This window comes from Streptomyces sp. NPDC005722, from assembly GCF_040630935.1.
In the GTDB taxonomy this organism is placed as follows: Bacteria; Actinomycetota; Actinomycetes; order Streptomycetales; family Streptomycetaceae; genus Actinacidiphila.
In genome coordinates this window covers 177,600-194,773 of sequence record NZ_JBEXYN010000003.1, presented here as the reverse complement: position 1 = coordinate 194,773, position 17,174 = coordinate 177,600, and the positions used below count along the sequence as shown (strand labels likewise).

The following is a 17,174-nucleotide window of genomic DNA, read 5'->3' as shown; positions in this document are numbered from 1 at the left end:
CGGGGTCAGGAGGTTGTGGACATGGTTCCTTTGCTGCTTGTCCTGCTGCTGGCCCTGATCCTCTTCGGGGCGGGATTCGCCCTCAAGGCCCTGTGGTGGATCGCGTTGGTCGTGCTGGTGGTGTGGCTGCTCGGCTTCGTGTTCCGGGCCGCGGAGGGTGGCGGGCGGCGCCGCTGGTACCGATGGTGACCTGACGCACGCACGCAGCACGCCGGGGTGCCGGCCGCGGTTCGCGGCCGGCACCCCGTTCGTCGTGGCCACTTCGTCGTGGCGGCGTCATCCGGTCAATCCCCTTGCGGCAGCGGTCCTTGCCGTCCGGCGGGGTACACGGGGCACAGAAGGCCGGAGCAGCCCGGCCCATGCCTGCCAGGAGACGCCGATGCGGGAGGACTGCCGCCTCACCGTCCGGGAACGCACGGCGCTCGACGGGATCGAGCGCCTGCTCCGCCATGACGACCGGGCCCTCGCCCGGCGACTGCGCACGATGCGCCTCCACACACCCCTCCGGGAGGCCGCCGCCCGGTTCGCCCGATGGCCGCGTGCCCTGCTGGTGACCTTCCTGGCCGGCACCACCCTCGCCCTGCTGCTGTCGGCCACGCTGACCACGTCCCCGCCCCTGATGTGGGCGGGCACCGCCTCGTGGATCGTCACCCTGCTCACCGCCGCCTGGCCGGTGAGGGGCGGCAGGCGTCTACGGCGCGGGCGGCAAGTTGCGTGACGTGCCTCCGGCTGCCGGACGGTGGCCGGTGGCCGCGACGCGCGGGCGGCCGCGGGGCACGGTGGCGACTCGCTCAGGGGCGCGCCCCGGCGACCTCCTCGGCCACGTGGCGGTCCAGCGCGGCCCGCACCAGGGCGGCCGCGAAGACCGCGTACGCGGTCTTCGGCACCAGGTCGGCCAGTGCCTCCGGCCGTGCGGGCAGTCCCAGTCGTTCCGCGCCCTTGAGCGCCTTGTCGTCGAAGAGCGGGCCGGTCTCCGGCCAGACGGCCTGCACCTCGCGCAGGAAGATGTCCACACCGACGGGTCCCAGCCCGGGAACCTCGCGCAGGGCGCGGCGGATCGCGTCCGGGTCGCTGTCCGCCGCGTCCCGCAAGCGGCGCAGATCGCCTCCGTAGCGGTCCAGGAGCAGCTGTGCGCCGTCCCCGAGCTGCGTCGCCGTGCGCTCGTCGTAGCGCCGGTAGTGGCCCCGGCCGAGGGCGTCGACGCGCTGCTGCCAGGTGGCGTCGCGCATCCTGCGGGGGTCGCGCATCCCGGCGGCGAACAGCTCGTGCGCCGCGGCGGTGGCCACGGACGCCTTGATGCGGGCGCTGAGCAGGCACGCGGCCACCAGCACCTGGTACAGCGGCTGCGGGGTGTTCCTCAGCTTGACGCCGGCGTCCTCGGCGTAGGTGTGGCCTTCGTGGTCCAGCAGGGCCTTGACGGTCGCCCTGTCCTTCGTGGTGTCCCGGTCCCGGGTCGTCCCGGTCATCTCGCATCACCTTCTCGGGAAGCGCAGGGTCCTCGTCGGGTCTGCTACCCGGTGTGCGGCCGGTAGACGGCGAAGCCGGCGTCGATCACTGGCCGGGCGACGTCGCGGACGCGTACGCCGCCGTCCCAGGCCTGTCGCGCAGCGGCGCGTCAGGGCCCCGAGGGCCTTCGTCCCCGGTTCCCCGAACTCACCGGCGGTCGCACGCCTCGGCGACGGGCGCTGTCCGGCGGGGACACGTGTCTCCTCGGGTCGAATCGGCACGCGGTCCCGCGCCACGCCTTCCCCCTCGGCACCGGCGCACGCGGGCGCCGGGGCCGCTGCCGAATGCGCTGGTCACAACCGTATCCCGTCACCTCGACGCGGTGCCTCCGCAACGGGTGGCCAGGCGGGAGCCGGCGCACCGGGACGGCCGCGTCCGGCCGCTGCCGTCCGGCTCTGTGCCGGCGCCGCCATGCGGCTCCTCGCGAAACTCGCCCTTCTCCGCACGCCCGCCGCGTGCCGGTGGGCCCGGCTGACGCCGGGGTCGACGGCGGCGGGATCCCAGGTGATCACGTCCGCCGCCCCCGCCCCGACCTGGAGCTGGGTGACGACCCGTTGCCAGGTGCCGTCCCTCTGCCAGCGGCGGAACAGGTCGTACACCCGGCCCCACGGCCCGTACCGTTCCGGCACCTCGCGCCAGGGCACCCCGGTGCGGACCCGGAACCGTATGCCGTCGATCAACTGCCGCCGGGTCCATGTCGCCGGCCGGCCGACCTTCTTGCGCACGGGCAGCAGCGGCTCCAGCACCGCCCACTGCTCGTCCGTCAGATCTCCACGAGCCACGAATCAAGATCATCCCATAGCAAGATCCATTGCCGTCACGCGCCCCCGGACGACGCCGACGCGCGATCACCCGCGTCGTGCGTCCGGACCACTCGGGCGTGCTCACCGACGCGCAACGGGAGCAGCAGGGTACGCCCTCGGGCAACCGGCCCGACGCGCGGGCCTGTTGAAGCCGCGATGGACGGTCGACACGACCGCGAGGTAGCCGTAGCCGTGGCCGAGGCCCACCGATGAGTTTCGCCGACTGGGCCGGTCCACCACGACGTACGCCATCGAGCCGCACACTGGAGACCCGCCATGACCTATCCCGCACACCCCGGCCGCATGCTGTTCGTGAACCTCCCCGTGGCGGACCTCGAGCGCAGCAAGGCGTTCTTCGCCGGGCTCGGGTTCGCCTTCAACCCGGTGTTCGCCGACGAGAGCAGCGCCTGCATGCTGGTCGGCGAGCACGCCTTCGTCATGCTGCTCGGCCGCGAGAAGTTCGCGGAGTTCTCGAAACTGCCGATGGCCGATCCCCGCACGCACGCGCTGGCGCTGTACTGCTTCAGCGTGTCGTCCCGCGACGAGGTCGACAGGGTCGGCGGCGCCGCGCTCGCGGCGGGCGGCACCGAGGCGGACGGCGCCGAGGACCACGGCTTCATGTACGCGCGCAGCTTCTTCGACCTCGACGGCCACGGCTGGCAGGTCATGTGGATGGACCCGGCGGCGGCGGAGCAGGGCCCCGAGGCGTTCGCGGCCTCCGTGCCGGACGCCGACGCCCCGGCCTGACCCACGACCGCGTGCGCCGTCAGCCCCGGGGGAACCCCTTGGACGACGGTCACCCCCGGCGCCCAAACAGATGCGGAGGGTGACAGCGCGCTCAGCGTTCCGCGCGCGGCGTGGCCACGCCTGACCAGGTCCCCCACCGGCGCCCTCCGATCTCCACCCGGGACTCCACCCGTGGGTCCAGGTGCCGTGGGCCGTGTCGCAGCAAGCTTGCGGGCATGACAGCAACCGAGTGGATCACCGACATCGCCCTCATCCTCGTCGTCTTCCGGCAGCTGCGGGAGGGCCGGCTGCGCCCCCTGTCGTTCCTCCTCCCCCTGGGGATCGTGGCCTTCGTGGCCCACACGTACCTCGACTCGATACCCACCGCCGGCAACGACCTGGTGCTGATCGGCTCCCTGATGGGCGTCGGTGCCGTGCTGGGTGTCGCCGGCGGTGCGTACACCCGGGTCCGGGTCTGCGGTGAGGACGTCCTGATCAAGGCCGGCGTGGTCTCGGCGGTCCTGTGGGTGCTCGGCATGGGCGCGCGGATGGGTTTCCAGCTGTGGGTGGAGCACGGCGGCGGTGGGGACGACGTCGCCCGGTTCAGCGTGGCCCACGACATCACCGGCAGTCAGGCATGGGTCGCGGCCTTCGTCCTCATGGCCCTCACCGAGGTCGTGACGCGGCTGGCCACGATCTTCCTCCGGAGCCGGACGGTGGGCCGCTCCCCCCGGACCGCGCCCGCCGCGCCCGCCCTCGACCACCTGGTGTGACGACGGGCTCGCGCGGGACGGCGGTGGGCTATGGTCGGGCCATGCCCGCAGCCACGACCCCGTCGCCGGGGGCGGCCCCGTCCGCGGGGAGCGGCCCACGGCCGGTTCCCGGACGGGACCCCCGGACGCGATGGATCATCCCGGCAGCGGTCGTCGTCGCGGGGGCGCTGACCATCCGGCCCATGGGCCTCAGCGGCCACGGCCTGCTCGTGCTCGCGCTCTTCGTGGTCAACTGCGCCGCTCTGCTGGTCCGGGCGCTGCCCGAGGCGAAGCTGCCCCCGCGGGCCGCCCTGGTGTGGTTCACGCTCGGCATCGTCGCGGCGGCGGCACTGATCGGCGTCGGCGCCACCGGGACGACCTACCTCTTCGCCTTCTTCATGAGCGGTCACATCGGATACCGGCTGGAGACCCGGCCCGCGCTGGCCCTCGCGCTGCTGTGCAGCCTGCTGTGCGGCGGCGTGCTGTACCTCCGTCTCGGGCAGGGGCACGACGTACTGCCCTGGGCGCTCGGTCTCGCCACCGGCGCCCCGGTCCTTGCGGGGATACTCAACCGCAGCCGGCACCAGGCCGTGCAGGCGGCGCTCTCGGCGGCCGAGTCGGCGGAACGCGCCGCCCGGGCCGAGGCGCGGACCGCCGTGCTGACCGAGCGCGGCCGGATCGCCCGGGACGTCCACGACGTGCTGGCGCACTCGCTGGCGGGCATCAACATGCAGCTGGAACTGGCCGACGCGCTCCTCGACACCGGGGACCTGGACAAGGTCCGCGAGGCCAACGCCAAGGCGCACGCCATGGTCAGGGACAGCCTGAAGCAGGCGCAGTGGACCGTGCACGCGCTGCGCGAGGACGCCCTGCCGCTGGTCGAGAGCCTGACCGCGATGCTCGAATCGTCCGGCCACCGCGACGCACTCACCGTCACCGGCGCCGTCCGTGAGATGCCCGCCCCGGTGACCCAGAACCTGCTGCGGATCGCCCAGGAGTCCCTCACCAACGCCGCCCGGCACGCACCCGGCGGCGAGGTCCGCGTGAAGCTGGCGTTCGCCGCCTCCTCGACCGCACTGACGATCCGCAACCGTGCCGGGACCCGTACGGTGGCCCCTGGTGGCGGGAGCGGAATGGGACTGATCGGCATGCGGGAACGCGTCGCCCTGCTGGGCGGCACCATCACCGCGGGCCCGGTCACCGAGGGACCGGACGAGGGCGGCTGGCAGGTGGAGGCAGTGATCCCCGATGAGTGACCAGGACGAGAACCACGAGCCGTTGCGGGTGGTCGTCGCCGACGACCAGGCCGCCGTCCGCGAGCCGCTCGCGGACGTCCTCGCGCTGTCCGAGGACATCGAGGTCGTCGCGGCCGCCGCGAACGGGGCCGAGGTCCTGGCGGCCGTCGCCACCGGGCCGGTCGACGTGGTGCTGATGGACCTGCGCATGCCCGTGATGGACGGGACCGAGGCGACCCGCCGGCTCGGCGCGGAGCACCCGGAGGTGGCCGTGGTCGTGCTGACCACCTTCGCCGACGACGACTCCATCCTGGCCGCGCTGAGCGCCGGGGCCCGCGGGTACCTCACCAAGAACGCCGGCCGGCAGGACATCCTCCGCGCGATCAGGGCGGCCGCCGCCGGTCAGTCCGTGCTCGACCGCGAGGTCCAGGACCGGCTCCTCGCCACCGCCCGCACCGGACCGCCGGAGCCGGCGCGACCGCTGCCCGGGGACATCACCCCCCGCGAGCGCGAGGTACTGGCCCTCATCGGGAAGGGCCTGCCGAACCGGGCCATCGCCGAGCACCTGTTCATCAGCGAGGCCACGGTCAAGACGCACATCAACAACCTCTTCGCCAAGGCGGGGATCCGGGACCGGGCCGACGCCGTGCGCCGCGCCATCGCCGCGGGCCTGGCCTGACCCCCGCGCCGCGGGCCCGGGCCGGGCACCGCCGTCCGGCCGTTCGGTCGGTCGGTTGGTCGGTCGGCCGGCAAAATGCCGCGCCTGCGACGTCGTCACCGGCCGCGGCACGTCCTGACGCCGCCCGCCATGTCGGGTACCGCCGCCCACGTCGGCCCTCGGCCGCCGGAAGCGACCCGCGTCAGAGTTCACGGAGCGCGGGCAGGAGGGTCTTCTCGGCCCAGTCCAGGAAGGCCGGCTGTGCGTCGCCGCCGACCTGGACGAGGGCGATCTCGGTGAACCCCGCCTCCGCGTAGGGCCGGACGGCCTCCACGAAGGCCTGCGGGTCGTCCCCGCAGGGAATGGACTCCGCGACGTCCTCCGGACGTACGTTCTCGCTCGCCGACGCGAAGGCCGCCGTGCCGGGCAGTTCGGAGTTGACCTTCCACCCGCCGCCGAACCAGCGGAACTGCTCGTGCGCCCGCCGTACGGCCGTGTCCCGGTCGGGGTCGTAGGACACCGGCAGCTGCCCGACGCGCGGCTTGCCCGCGCCGCCGGACCCGTCGAAGGCGGCCACCAGATCCGCGTCCGGCTCCGTGGCGATCATCAGATCGGCCAGCCGGCCCGCCAGTTCGCAGGACTGCGCCCCCGACACCGCGACCCCGATCGGCGGCGGCCGGTCGGGCAGGTCCCACAGCTTCGCCGACTCCACGTCGAAGTGCTCGCCGCGGTGGTTGACGTACCCTCCGCCGAAGAGCGCCCGGATGATCTCCACGGCCTCGGCGAGCATCGCCTGGCGGACGTCCACGGCGGGCCAACCGCCGCCCACCACGTGCTCGTTGAGGTTCTCGCCCGATCCCAGCCCGAGCCGGAAGCGGCCGTCGGAGAGCAACTGCACCGTCGCCGCCTTCTGAGCGACCACGGCGGGGTGGTAGCGCACGGTCGGGCAGGTCACGTACGTCATCAGCGGAATCCGCGAGGTGGCCTGCGCCGCCGCTCCCAGCACGCTCCAGGCGTAGGGTGCGTGGCCCTGCTCGTCCAGCCAGGGGAAGTAGTGGTCGGAGGTCACCGAGAAGTCGAATCCGGCCTCCTCGGCCCGGACTACGTGGGACACCAGGTCCTTGGGGCCGGCCTGCTCGGTCATCATCGTGTATCCGAATTGCGTCATATGGGGCGGCTGCCCGGTCGATCACCGCGGAAACGGCCGCGCACGCGTGTGTGCGCCGGCGGATCGGGGGCACCCGGAAGGTGCGGTGAGGCAGCCGCACGGTGGGTGAACGCCCCGGACGCCGGACCCCCCTCCGGCGTCCGGGACACCCACGGGCCCTGCCGGGTCCCCGTCGGGCGGCTCCTGCGGGGGTACGCGCGGCACGTCGCGCGACGCCCCCACGTCCAGCACGGTGGCGACACCGCCGAATTGGCCAGTACCACCGCAATCGGACGCCTGCGCCTGCCGTCCGTCGCGGCCGAAGCGACGGCCGGCGTGCGCGGCACGCCTGCCGTCGGCTGCGTTCGCACCACGTCGTGGACCTCCGGGGTCGGCGCCGTGGCCTCGGCCGGTGCCGGTCAGCCCTGCCGTCAGGGGCGGGGCGTGAGCCTGGTGACTTCGATCGTGGTCAGTCGGCGGAACCCGATGCGCTCGTAGAGCGCCATGGCGCCCGTGTTGGTATCGATGACGTGGAGGAAGACCTCGTCGCCCCGGGCACGGATGCGGGCGGCGACAGCCCGCATCAAACGGGTGGCCAGCCCCTGGCCGCGGAAGGCCGGGTCCGTGCACACCGCGCTGACCTCGGTCCACCCTTGCGGGTCGCCCGTGGGTGCGGAGAAGCGTTCGCCGGCCATCGCGGCCAGGACGCCGTTCCGGCGGATTCCGAGGTAGCCGCCCAACTCGATGGTGCGCGTGAGGAACGGGCCCGGTTTGGTCCGTGCGGCCAGATCCGCCATGGCCGGAACGTCGTCGGTGGTCAGTTCGCTGATCTCCGGGTCCTCCGCGTCCTCGGGGCCCGCGGCCAGTCCGGCTCCGGAGAACTGAACCACGTTCAGCCGGTGGAGATCGATGTGGTGGTCGGCCGCCCAGGACTCGGGCAACGCCCCTGGCTCCCGGTGCAGGAGGGCGCCGCCCGTCCGGCGGGTGAGTCCGGCGAGGTCACGCCAGTCCTGTTCGGTGGCCTCGTCCGGAACCGCGGCGAAGGGGGCCACCGAGTCCAGATATCGCACGGCCCGGCCCTCGCCGTCCGCGAACCGCGCGTGCCGGCTGTTCAGCGCCGCGAACACCACGTTCACCAGCACCCTCGTGTCAGGGCTCGTTGAGGCGTCATGCAAGGGGGTGGTCATGACCATCCGGTCGGTCGGGGCGGCTCGTGCCACGCGGTTGGGGTGGGTCGGAGTCGGTGCGTCCGCTCGGCTTCCGCTCTCCCCCGCCGCTAGAGGGCGGGGTGCCGGTCGTGCACCGAGCTGAGTGTTTCCAGCAGCGAGGCGGTGTGGAGAACAGTCGATTCCGCGTACGGGGCGGCCGCCAGCTGTACCGCGATCGGCATGCCGTCGCTGCTCGTGCCGAACCGCATCGACAGGGCCGGATGCCCCGTCAGGTTGAAGGGGACGGTCGTCGAGCTCACGTGGAAGGCGCCCATGGTCCGGCCGTCGAGGGTGAACTCCTCGAGCTGGTGCTTGTGGGCCGGGATCGTCGTCACGGGGAGCAGGAGGACGTCGTACTGCTGGAAGAAGTTCGCCATGGCGTCCCGGAGGCGCTCGACGGCCTGCTCGGCCAGGACGAAGTCCTCCACCGAGGTGTCGGGCATGGTGGCCACGAACTTGGAGTAGCCGAACATCTGGTCCTCGTGGCCCGCGGTGACCTGGCGGAAGGCCGGCTTCACCTCCATGGTGCTCAGCCTGGTCCACAGTTCGAGCGGATTGTCCTGCTCGAAGGCCGGGATACCCACGGCGTCGACCCGGGCTCCCACCCCCTGCAGGGCTTCGGCGGCCGCCTGGACGGTCGCGGCGACCTCCGGGTCGGTCGGGCCGAGTCCCGAGTCGACGAGCCAGCCCACCCGCAGGGGCCGGTCCGGGGAGTCGCCCAGGCCGGTGTCGAACCCGGGTGGGACGGTGGCGAATCCGTCGGCGCCGTCGGGGCCGGCCAGGAGGGTGTAGGCGAGTGCGAGGTCGCGGATGCTGCGGGCCATCGGGCCGACGTGCCAGTTGCGGCGGGGCTCGCGCGGCCAGATCCCGGTCATCGGGATGCGCCCGTGCGTCGGTTTGAAGGACGAGACGCCGGTGTCCGCCGCCGGCCCGCGTACCGAGATGGACAGGTCGGTGGCCAGTCCGAGCGGCGACATCCCGGCGGCGATCGCGGCGGACTCACCGCCGCTCGAACCGCCGGGCGAACGGTCGACGTCCCAGGGGTTGTTCGTCCTGCCCGTCAGGAGGTTGTCGGACTCGATCCAGTACGAGAACTCCGGGAGATTGGTCTTCGCCAGCAGGATCGCGCCGGCCTCCTTGACGCGCGCGACAGCGGTGGCGTCCGTGTCGGGGACACGCCCGGCGAAGATGGGCGAGCCGCGCTGGGTGAGCACCCCTGCGGTGTCGAACGAGTCCTTGGCCGTGAAGGGCACGCCGTGGAGCGGTCCTAGGTCCCCGCCCCGGGCGAGCTCGTCGTCCGCCGCCTTCGCGGCCGCCAGCGCACCGTCGACGAGCGTGACGATCGCATTGAGCCGCGGGTTGACGGCCTCGATGCGATCCAGATGCGCCTGCACCACCTCGACCGAGGAGACCTTCCCGGCACGGATCAGCTCTGCGAGCTCGTTCGCATCGGCGTAGTTCAGGTCGGTGGTCATGATGCGTCCTTTCCAGGCCGGTCCGCTCTCCGTCCGAACCGGTCTGCCGTTGCCTTGCTGCTTGCGAGTGGGGCACGGCCATCGACACTCGGGGCCATTTCGCCGAGGCCTTCCCGGTGGATGATCAGGAGGTCCTTCATGCGCGGGCGAACGCCTCGTGGGCGGCTCGTGAGGCGGCTTCGAGGCAAGCGGGAGGCCGGCCGTCAACCAGCGGACTGTCGACGAGGGACATGAGGAGGACCTCCTCGAGAGGGCCAGGACGGCCATGCTCTTGGGATTTCGTCCACGACCAGATACTATACAGGTCATCATACATGGCACAAGGAGAGGGCGCAGGATGGGGAAGCGGACGGACGCCAAGCAGAAGATGGTGCAGGCCGCCAAACAGTTGATCCGGCAGCGTGGCTACAACGGCACGGCCTTCTCCGACGTGCTCGAACTCAGCGGTACGTCTCGCGGCTCGGTCTACTTCCACTTCCCCGGCGGCAAGACGCAACTGGCCATCGAAGCCGCCGAAGCCCACGCCTTCGAGCAGGTGGAGATCATCGACCAGGCCGCCCACCAGGCCACGTCCGCGGCCCAGTTGGTCGGGCTCTACATCGACATGGGCCGCGAGGGCATGATCGCCGGCGAATACGGGCGCGGCTGCGCGATCGCACCGCTGATCACCGAAGGCGCCACACAGGAGTCGGCCGAGATCGCCGAGACCGGGCGCCGGGCCTTCTCGGAGATGACCGACAGGCTCGCCTTCCACCTCGTCGCCTTCGACGTCCCGCGAGCCTCGGCGAGGGTTCTCGCCGAGGCCGTGATCGCGGGCATCGAGGGAGCGATGATCACCTCGCGCGCCCTGCGCAGCCCCGCGCCGTACGAGTCCGTACGCGCCGTACTGGTCGGCCATGCCGTGAGCGTTTCACCGAAGAGCGGCGGACGCGTCCGCACCTGACGGTCGGACGCGTCACCGGCTCGGCCCCGGGGCGGCCGGAGTGTGGGTCATGTGCCGCCCCTCCCGCGGAGGGGTGGGTCGTCACGTCGCCGCACCGCCGGCCGGCCGCCGTCGGGCCGGAGGGCGGCGACGCCGCACCGATGCCTTGCTCCGTCCTCGCGCGCAGCGGTTCGGCTCGCCTCGGCGTCGCCCCTGCCCTTCGGAGGTATGCAGGCCGACCTATCTATCATGCGGATCGCGGCCGCCGATGCGTCCAGGCTGCGGAGGCCGACTACGGAGTCGCCTGCCTCAGTTGTGCTCGGCGGCAACAGCCTCGGCGCCTGCCGCGGCCTCGAAGGGCGCTGCGGTCGGATCATCGCGCCGCAGCAGGAAGAGACAGGCGAGAGCGCCCACCAGCGACACGGCCGCCGACCACCACCAGGCGTGCGTGAAGTGGTCGAGGGCACCAAGGTCGATCTGCGAGGAGCCGACGACGACGACCAGGACCGCCACGCCGAGGGTCAGGCCGATCTGGCGGTTCATCTGCACGATGGCGCTGCCGGTGGAGGTCTGGTGACGGGCCAGGCCGGTGGTCGCCGCGCCGACGAGGGTGGGTGTCCACAGGCCGGTCCCGATCCCGCACAGGAGCCAGCCGGGCAGCACCTCGAAGTAGTCGGGTTGCGCGCCCAACGACGTTCCGATCAGCAGGGCCCCCAGGCCCAGCGCGACTCCGCCCAGTGCGGCGACCAGACCCGCCGGCAGCCTTGCGGTGTAGCGGCGCAGTCCGAGCGAGGTGGCCGAAACCATGATCGGCCCCGGCGAGATGGCCAGGCCGGTACGGATGGCCGACCACCCCCAGCCTTCCTGCATCCAGAACACGAGCCCGAGGAGCTGCAGCCCGAAGGCGAGGGAGAGCAGGAACATGCCGACGTTGGCCCAGGTGAAGGTCCGGTCCCTGAACAGCGTGAGATCGATGACCGGTGAATCCGCGCGGGCTGAGCGCAGTACGGTGGCGGCGAGCGCGACGGCCGCCACTGCGAGGGCACCGATGATCGAGCCGCTGCCCCAGCCCCAGGTGGGCCCCTGAACCAGTGCGAGGGTCAACGCGCCGATTCCGCCCATCAGGAGCGCGCCACCCAGCAGGTCCGGTATGCGGGCCTCGATGCTGTGCCGAGGGTCTGGTGCCACCCGCACCGCCAGGGCGAGCGCGGCCAGCGCGATCGGGATGTTCACGATGAAGATGAAACGCCATGACGCTTCGACCAGGAGCCCGCCGAGAGTCGGCCCTGCCGACGCGCCGAGGGACCCGCTGATCGCCCAGATCTGGACCGACCTGCTGACGCGCTCTTTCGGCATGCCGTTGATGATCAGGGCGAGGCTGGTCGGCACGATCGCGGCAGCGCCGACCGCCTGGACACAGCGCATCGCCACCAGCAGCCACACGTTGCCGCAGAGGGCCGCACCCAGGCTGCCGGCGCCGAAGACACCCAACCCCAGCAGGAACGTTCCCCTCGTTCCGTAGCGGTCGGCGAGCCTCCCCGCGGGGACGAGCAGGGCTGCGAACACGATCGCGTAGCCGTTCAGGACCCAGCTCAGGTCCGCGAGTGAACTGTGGTGCAGGGCCGCGCCGATGGGGCGCAGGCCGACGTTGACGATGAACACGTCCAGCGTGGTCATGAACGTGGCCGTGCAGAGCACGGCAAGCAGGACAGCCGGGTGGTGACGTCGCGGCCGTCGGATGGTGGGCTCGGTCAAGGACGTGCCTTCGCTAGGAGGATGCATCTGCGCATGGAGCTGTCGCCCGGCCGTGGCCCGGGGATGGACGCAGCGGAAGGACTGCGCTCCCCCACTCCGGGCCGCGGTCGGTGCAGCACCGCCGCCCTCAGGCGGTGGGAGTGATCCGCTGCTCGCAGTGCGAGGAAGCCGACCGCTCCGCTCAGTAGGTATGTCAACCTACATAGCATCGCGGGGTGGGTCAATGCGGCCCCAGCTTTACCGCGCTGCGGTCGCCCCCAGCCGCATCGCACCCTCAGTACTATGCCTGGCGCCATACATGCAGCGCCCGTGCCGCACCTCGGGGCCCTCACCCCCAAGGCCGCACGGCAGCCCGCCGACCGGCCGGAGCGTCCACGACTTCATGAATTCAGGAATCCGTGTACTCTCACGGATGTGCTGACTGCTGCCTCCGACATCGAGGTGCTGGCCCGCTTCGGCCGCGCGCTCGCCGACCCGATCCGCTGCCGCATCCTGCTCACCCTCCGTCAGGCCCCGGCCTACCCGGCCGACCTCGCCGACGCACTCGGCGTCTCGCGCACCCGCCTGTCGAACCACCTGGCGTGCCTCCGCGACTGCGGCCTGGTCGTCACCGTGCCCGACGGGCGCCGCACCCGGTACGAACTCGCCGACGAACGCCTGGGCCACGCGCTCGACGACCTGCGGACCGCCGTGGTCGCCGTCGAGACCGACCGCACCTGCCCGGACGCCGACGCGAAGGGGTGCTGCTGACCATGACGGTCGAGACGCCCGTGTCCCTAGGCCCCGGCCCGGCACGCCGGGACACGCTCACCCGCCGGATACGCCTGCTGGTCGCCGGGACCATCACGTACAACGTCATCGAGGCCGTCGTCGCCCTCACCGCCGGCGCCACGGCCTCCTCCACCGCCCTGATCGGCTTCGGCCTGGACTCGGTCATCGAAGTGTCCTCCGCAGCCGCCGTGGCCTGGCAGTTCTCCGCCCGCGACCACGCCGTACGGGAAGCCCGCGAGAGGACCGCGCTGCGGATCATCGCCGTCTCCTTCTTCGCGCTCGCCGCCTACGTGTCCGTCGATGCCGTCCGCGCGCTGACCGGGGCCGGCGACGCCGAACGCTCCCTCCCCGGCATCGTCATCGCCGCCCTGTCCCTGGCCGTCATGCCGTTCCTCTCCGCCGCCCAGCGCCGCGCCGGACGTGAACTCGGCTCCGCCTCGGCCGTCGCCGACTCGCAGCAGACCCTGCTCTGCACCTACCTGTCCGCCGTGCTGCTGGCCGGCCTGGTCCTCAACGCCACCCTCGGCTGGTCGTGGGCGGACCCCGTTGCGGCCCTGGTGATCGCCGTCATCGCCGTGAAGGAAGGCCGCGACGCCTGGCAGGGCAAGGGCTGTTGCGCACCCACAGCCGTCACGCCCCTCGGGTCGCCGGCCACCGTCGAGCCGGACACGTGCGGGTGCCGCCCCGGGTGCGACTGCTGCGCTTGACGTGGGTCACTGTGCCGCGAACTGCCGTGCTGGGGCTCGCGGGTGGGGACGACAATGGCGTGACTGCCCGCCCTCGCCGGAGGTGGCGTCACGTCACCACAGGGCTGCGGGAGTCGCAGCGGTGGCCGCCGCGGCCGCCTGGCCGGCGGTCGCGCGCGGCCTGCGCGGTGCCTGACGGGGTGGCAGGCGCCGCCTACCAGTAGTGCCGGCGTCCGCCGACCTGGTGTCCCACGGCGCCCAGCACCCAGAGCACGAGGCCGATGATCACGAGGATGATCCCGATGGTCCACAGGATCGAGATCCCCGTGAGGAAGCCGATGATCAGCAGGATGATGCCGAGGATGAGCATGGTGTCCTCCGTTGGTCCGGTTGCTCCGCTTGGTCTGCTTGCCCCGCCCCCGCCCTCGCTCCGTCAGCCGCCGTTCAGGGTGCGCTGGAGTTCGGCCTTGTTCATGTGAGAGCGGCCGTCGACGTTGCGGCGCTTGGCCTCGGCGTAGAGCTGGTCGTAGGTCGGTCCCTGCGGGCCCTTGCCGGAACGTTGTCCGCCGCGCCTGCCCGAGGACATGTCCTCGGTGGAACTGCGACTGGCCGTCTTGGACTCGCCCGCGCGGGCGCGTTCCTTGTTCACCGTGCGGGCGGCGATCTCCTCGGCCCGCTTCTCGCTCTCGCCGCGCTCCCTGGCGCTCTCCTTGATGTGCTCGTACTGCCGCTCACGCTTGCGGTTCGACCCTGCGGGCATCCCTTTCACCCCATTTGCTCAGCTTGGTCCTATGGAACGGCTACCCCGTCCCGGGCGGATCATCACCGGTTCCACTCCGTCGCCTCCGCCCGTCAGCCGAGACCCGCGCCCACGGCGTCGCGGCGTACGGTCTCGACGGTGTCGATCTGCTCGCGCGCGCGGTCCAGGAGGGTGTGGAGCCGGTCCTCGTCCAGGTCCTTCTCCGGGGTGAGCGACAGCAGCGACTGCCACAGCAGGCTCTTGCCCTCGATGCCCAGGCGCAGCGCCTCGAGTTCGATGACCGTGCTCAGGCCGGAGCGGCGGATGACCCGTCCGTTGAGCTTGAGCAGACGCGCCTTCTCGGCGAGCCACCCCGCGTAGACCTTGTGCCGGTGTGCCGGGACGTCGAGGGACGTCATCAGGTCGAGGAGGCTCTGCCGGTCCTCCTCGATCTCGTCCGCCACGCGCCGCAGTTCGTCGCCGTGGGGCGAGGACTTGTGGTGCTCGGCGAGGTGACGTGACATGAGTTGCCCGGTGGTGGATCCGGCCAGATGGTCGTTCAGGTAGATCTCGAGGGCTTCCTGACTCATGGCGGCTCCTCCTCGTCGCTCAGGCCCGGGCGAGCCGGACCTCGACCTGCCCGTCCGGGGATATCCGGCAGTCGAAGCGGGGCTGCGGCGCGGTCGCCGGCCCCTGGACGTTGGCGCCGTCCGTGAGGCGGAACTGGCTGCCGTGCCAGGGGCATTCGAGGCAGCCCTCCAGTACCTTGCCCTCGTGCAGGGGGCCGTCCGCGTGGTTGCAGCGGCCGGCCAGGGCGTGGAACCGCCCGTCGTCCGCCCGGACCACGACCACCGCCACCTCGTCGGCCATGCGCTGTACGGGTTCGCCGAACGGGAACTCCTCCGGAGCCCCGACGCGGTGCCAGCCCGGCTCCACCAGGACGGGAACCGCCTCCGCGTGGTTCATGCCGGCGCCCTGCCGGTAGGCGAGGTGGCCGCCCAGCACACCGCCCGCGGTGGCGAGCGCCATGCCGCCGAAGCCGAGGGCCCGCCCGAGTACGGGGCGGCCCTTGATCCGGTAGACGAGGGAGGCCGCGTACGCGGTGACGGCGGCGAGGTTCGCGGTCGCGTGCACCAGGCCCACGCGGGCCTGCCGGGGACGTTGCTCCGCCCAGTCCACCCATCCGGCCAGGGCCGCGGGCCCGGCGGACGCCAGGCCCACCGCCACCAGGCGGCGGGCGGCGCGGCCCTCACCGGGGAGCAGGTCGAGTATCCCGGCGCAGGTCCAGGCGCCGATCGGCACCTGGACGAGCACCGGGTGCAGCGGGTGGCCCAGCCACAGTCCGCGCAGCACGTCGCGGCCGCCGCCCAGGGGTACGGCGCGCACGGCCCGGCGGACGCCCGCGGCGATCGCATCGAGCCACTCCTGGCCTTCCAGGGCGTCCATCACGGCGGGGACCGGGCCGTTCGGGGAGCCCTGCTTTTCGCTCGTAAGCCTCATAAGCCTCATGTGGAGCGGCTTTCCGCCCCGTACCGGCACAAACCCGGCATACGACGCTTCCGTGCGCCGCCCGCGCCCGCCCGCGCCTACACACGCCAGTCGAGGCACATGACCGTGGCGTCGTCCTCCAGGTGGCCGTGGCAGGCCACGGAGACGGCGGCGGTCATCACCTGGACCACCTCGCGGGGATGCTCGGCGGCGGACTCGCGGAGCACGGCGGCCAGGTCCACGCCGGCGGCCTCGCGTTCCTGCATGCCATCGGTGTAGAGCACGAGCCGGTCGCCGGCCCGCAGGTCGATGTCCTGGACGTGGAAGGGAGGCGCGGAGGGCACTCCGAAGGGGAGGTTGACACCGAGGTGCAGCTCCTCCACCGTGCCGTCCCGCAGGCGCAGCGGCCACGGGTGCCCGGCGTTGACCAGCCGGCAACCGGAGCCGTCCGTGGCGAGCCGTACGAGCTGCCCCGTGGCGTGGCCGGCGCCCCCGTACGTGCGGAGCGCGGTGTGCATCTCGAGGGCCTGCTCCGCGAGGTCCTGCCCGGCGCGCCGGGCACGGCGCGAGGCGTTGACCAGGACGGTGGCCAGCAGGGCGGACGCCACGTCGTGCCCCATGGCATCGGTGATGGACAGGTGCAGGGTGTCGTAGTCGAGCGTGTAGTCGTAGGTGTCACCGCCGACGGAGTCGGCGGGCACCAGTGCGGCGGCGAGGGTGAACGGGTCCGCCTCGCAGCTGGGGGCCGAGGGCAGCAGCTGGCGCTGGATCTCGGCGGCCAGGGTGACCGGGGTGGTGCGCCTGCCCCAGTGGTAGAGGTCCGTGAAGCGGCGGTCGGTGACGACGATGTAGGCCAGCGCGTGCGCGGCCTCGGCCACCTCGGTCAGCACCTCGTCGGTGACCTCGGGCAGGGTCAGCTCCAGCACGCCGACGGTGTCCCCGCGGTTGGTGACCGGCGCGACCACCTGGTGACCCGGTCCGTCAGCCGGCAACCGCGCCAGCCGCTGGCTGCGCAGCACATCGTGGTAGACGCTGCCGTGCAGAGGCACCTGATCGGCGCCGGTGCCCTGCTGCGACGCGACGTCCTCGCCCACCCGCACCATCTTCTGGCCGACGATGTCGGGGAACAGGAACGACACCGATCTGGCCCCGAACCGTTCCCGGAGGTTGTGCGCCACGACGTCCAGGGACTGCACGGGCGCGGCGGCCTCCGCCGCGGCGAGGACGTCGTCGAGTCCGAGCTTGTCGTGCGACACGGTGATCTCCCTCGCTCATCCCGGCGCCTTCCCCGGATCGCCCGCGA

At 72.4% G+C, this 17,174-nt stretch carries 20 protein-coding genes; 9 read left to right on the top strand and 11 right to left on the bottom strand.

The features are described 5' to 3' along the window. Positions 1-21 precede the first annotated feature (21 nt). Positions 22-189: a hydrophobic protein gene (locus ABZ479_RS04955; protein ID WP_245939318.1), complete on the top strand. Its 168-nt coding sequence runs from the start codon at positions 22-24 to the stop codon at positions 187-189. 190 nt (positions 190-379) lie between these two features. Next, on the top strand, positions 380-718 hold the full coding sequence (locus ABZ479_RS04950) for a DUF3040 domain-containing protein (protein WP_500459953.1): 339 nt from the start codon (positions 380-382) through the stop codon (positions 716-718). A 73-nt stretch (positions 719-791) separates the two neighbouring features. On the opposite strand, the gene ABZ479_RS04945 is transcribed toward ABZ479_RS04950, so the two are convergent. Next, on the bottom strand, positions 792-1,466 hold the full coding sequence (locus ABZ479_RS04945; protein WP_500459952.1) for an endonuclease: 675 nt from the start codon (positions 1,464-1,466) through the stop codon (positions 792-794). 333 nt (positions 1,467-1,799) lie between these two features. Next, the gene (locus ABZ479_RS04940; RefSeq protein ID WP_500459951.1) at positions 1,800-2,288 is read right to left on the bottom strand and encodes a transposase; all 489 of its coding nucleotides are present in this window, start codon (positions 2,286-2,288) and stop codon (positions 1,800-1,802) included. A gap of 297 nt (positions 2,289-2,585) precedes the next feature. Between ABZ479_RS04940 and ABZ479_RS04935 the strand changes: the two genes are divergently transcribed. The 4 genes from ABZ479_RS04935 (at position 2,586) to ABZ479_RS04920 (ending at position 5,701) form a co-directional block, all read left to right on the top strand. Further along, on the top strand, positions 2,586-3,056 hold the full coding sequence (locus ABZ479_RS04935; RefSeq protein ID WP_500459950.1) for a VOC family protein: 471 nt from the start codon (positions 2,586-2,588) through the stop codon (positions 3,054-3,056). A 215-nt stretch (positions 3,057-3,271) separates the two neighbouring features. After that, positions 3,272-3,808 carry a hypothetical protein gene (locus ABZ479_RS04930; protein WP_500459948.1) on the top strand — a complete coding sequence of 179 codons (537 nt, stop codon included), beginning with the start codon at positions 3,272-3,274 and terminating at the stop codon, positions 3,806-3,808. A gap of 41 nt (positions 3,809-3,849) precedes the next feature. Then, on the top strand, positions 3,850-5,043 hold the full coding sequence (locus ABZ479_RS04925) for a sensor histidine kinase (protein WP_500459946.1): 1,194 nt from the start codon (positions 3,850-3,852) through the stop codon (positions 5,041-5,043). After that, positions 5,036-5,701 (top strand): response regulator transcription factor, encoded by a 666-nt coding sequence (locus ABZ479_RS04920; RefSeq protein ID WP_500459945.1) that lies wholly within the window; start codon positions 5,036-5,038, stop codon positions 5,699-5,701. Before ABZ479_RS04925 ends, ABZ479_RS04920 begins: the two co-directional genes overlap by 8 nt. A 181-nt stretch (positions 5,702-5,882) precedes the next feature. Here ABZ479_RS04920 and ABZ479_RS04915 read toward each other — a convergent pair whose 3' ends face one another. From ABZ479_RS04915 to ABZ479_RS04905, 3 genes are all read right to left on the bottom strand, one after another. After that, positions 5,883-6,848, bottom strand: coding sequence for an LLM class F420-dependent oxidoreductase (locus ABZ479_RS04915; RefSeq protein WP_500459944.1), 966 nt, complete (start codon positions 6,846-6,848; stop codon positions 5,883-5,885). 410 nt (positions 6,849-7,258) lie between these two features. Next, entirely contained in the window at positions 7,259-7,963 is a 705-nt protein-coding gene (locus tag ABZ479_RS04910; protein WP_500459943.1) for a GNAT family N-acetyltransferase, read from the bottom strand. A gap of 140 nt (positions 7,964-8,103) precedes the next feature. Further along, positions 8,104-9,510: an amidase gene (locus tag ABZ479_RS04905; protein ID WP_500459941.1), complete on the bottom strand. Its 1,407-nt coding sequence runs from the start codon at positions 9,508-9,510 to the stop codon at positions 8,104-8,106. A 337-nt stretch (positions 9,511-9,847) separates the two neighbouring features. Between ABZ479_RS04905 and ABZ479_RS04900 the strand changes: the two genes are divergently transcribed. Beyond that, positions 9,848-10,453 carry a TetR/AcrR family transcriptional regulator gene (locus ABZ479_RS04900; RefSeq protein ID WP_500459939.1) on the top strand — a complete coding sequence of 202 codons (606 nt, stop codon included), beginning with the start codon at positions 9,848-9,850 and terminating at the stop codon, positions 10,451-10,453. Positions 10,454-10,741: 288 nt separating this feature from the next. On the opposite strand, the gene ABZ479_RS04895 is transcribed toward ABZ479_RS04900, so the two are convergent. After that, complete coding sequence (locus tag ABZ479_RS04895; RefSeq protein WP_500459937.1) at positions 10,742-12,214, bottom strand: MFS transporter; 1,473 nt, start codon at positions 12,212-12,214, stop codon at positions 10,742-10,744. A gap of 387 nt (positions 12,215-12,601) precedes the next feature. Here ABZ479_RS04895 and ABZ479_RS04890 point away from each other — a divergent pair, with 387 nt between their 5' ends. Together ABZ479_RS04890 and ABZ479_RS04885 are read left to right on the top strand one after the other, a co-directional pair. Then, positions 12,602-12,937, top strand: a complete 336-nt coding sequence (locus tag ABZ479_RS04890) for an ArsR/SmtB family transcription factor (RefSeq protein ID WP_500459935.1) — start codon at positions 12,602-12,604, stop codon at positions 12,935-12,937. A 2-nt stretch (positions 12,938-12,939) separates the two neighbouring features. Then, complete coding sequence (locus tag ABZ479_RS04885) at positions 12,940-13,665, top strand: cation efflux transmembrane domain-containing protein (RefSeq protein ID WP_500459933.1); 726 nt, start codon at positions 12,940-12,942, stop codon at positions 13,663-13,665. Positions 13,666-13,858: 193 nt separating this feature from the next. Here ABZ479_RS04885 and ABZ479_RS04880 read toward each other — a convergent pair whose 3' ends face one another. From ABZ479_RS04880 to ABZ479_RS04860, 5 genes are all read right to left on the bottom strand, one after another. Further along, on the bottom strand, positions 13,859-14,014 hold the full coding sequence (locus tag ABZ479_RS04880) for a DUF6131 family protein (RefSeq protein ID WP_499600307.1): 156 nt from the start codon (positions 14,012-14,014) through the stop codon (positions 13,859-13,861). Positions 14,015-14,077: 63 nt separating this feature from the next. After that, positions 14,078-14,404: a plasmid stabilization protein gene (locus tag ABZ479_RS04875; protein WP_500459931.1), complete on the bottom strand. Its 327-nt coding sequence runs from the start codon at positions 14,402-14,404 to the stop codon at positions 14,078-14,080. A 92-nt stretch (positions 14,405-14,496) separates the two neighbouring features. Next, entirely contained in the window at positions 14,497-14,973 is a 477-nt protein-coding gene (locus ABZ479_RS04870; protein WP_500459929.1) for a hypothetical protein, read from the bottom strand. A gap of 19 nt (positions 14,974-14,992) precedes the next feature. Beyond that, complete coding sequence (locus ABZ479_RS04865; RefSeq protein ID WP_500459927.1) at positions 14,993-15,883, bottom strand: Rieske (2Fe-2S) protein; 891 nt, start codon at positions 15,881-15,883, stop codon at positions 14,993-14,995. An 86-nt stretch (positions 15,884-15,969) separates the two neighbouring features. After that, positions 15,970-17,127, bottom strand: a complete 1,158-nt coding sequence (locus tag ABZ479_RS04860; protein WP_500459925.1) for a PP2C family protein-serine/threonine phosphatase — start codon at positions 17,125-17,127, stop codon at positions 15,970-15,972. Between the last annotated feature and the right edge of the window lie 47 nt (positions 17,128-17,174).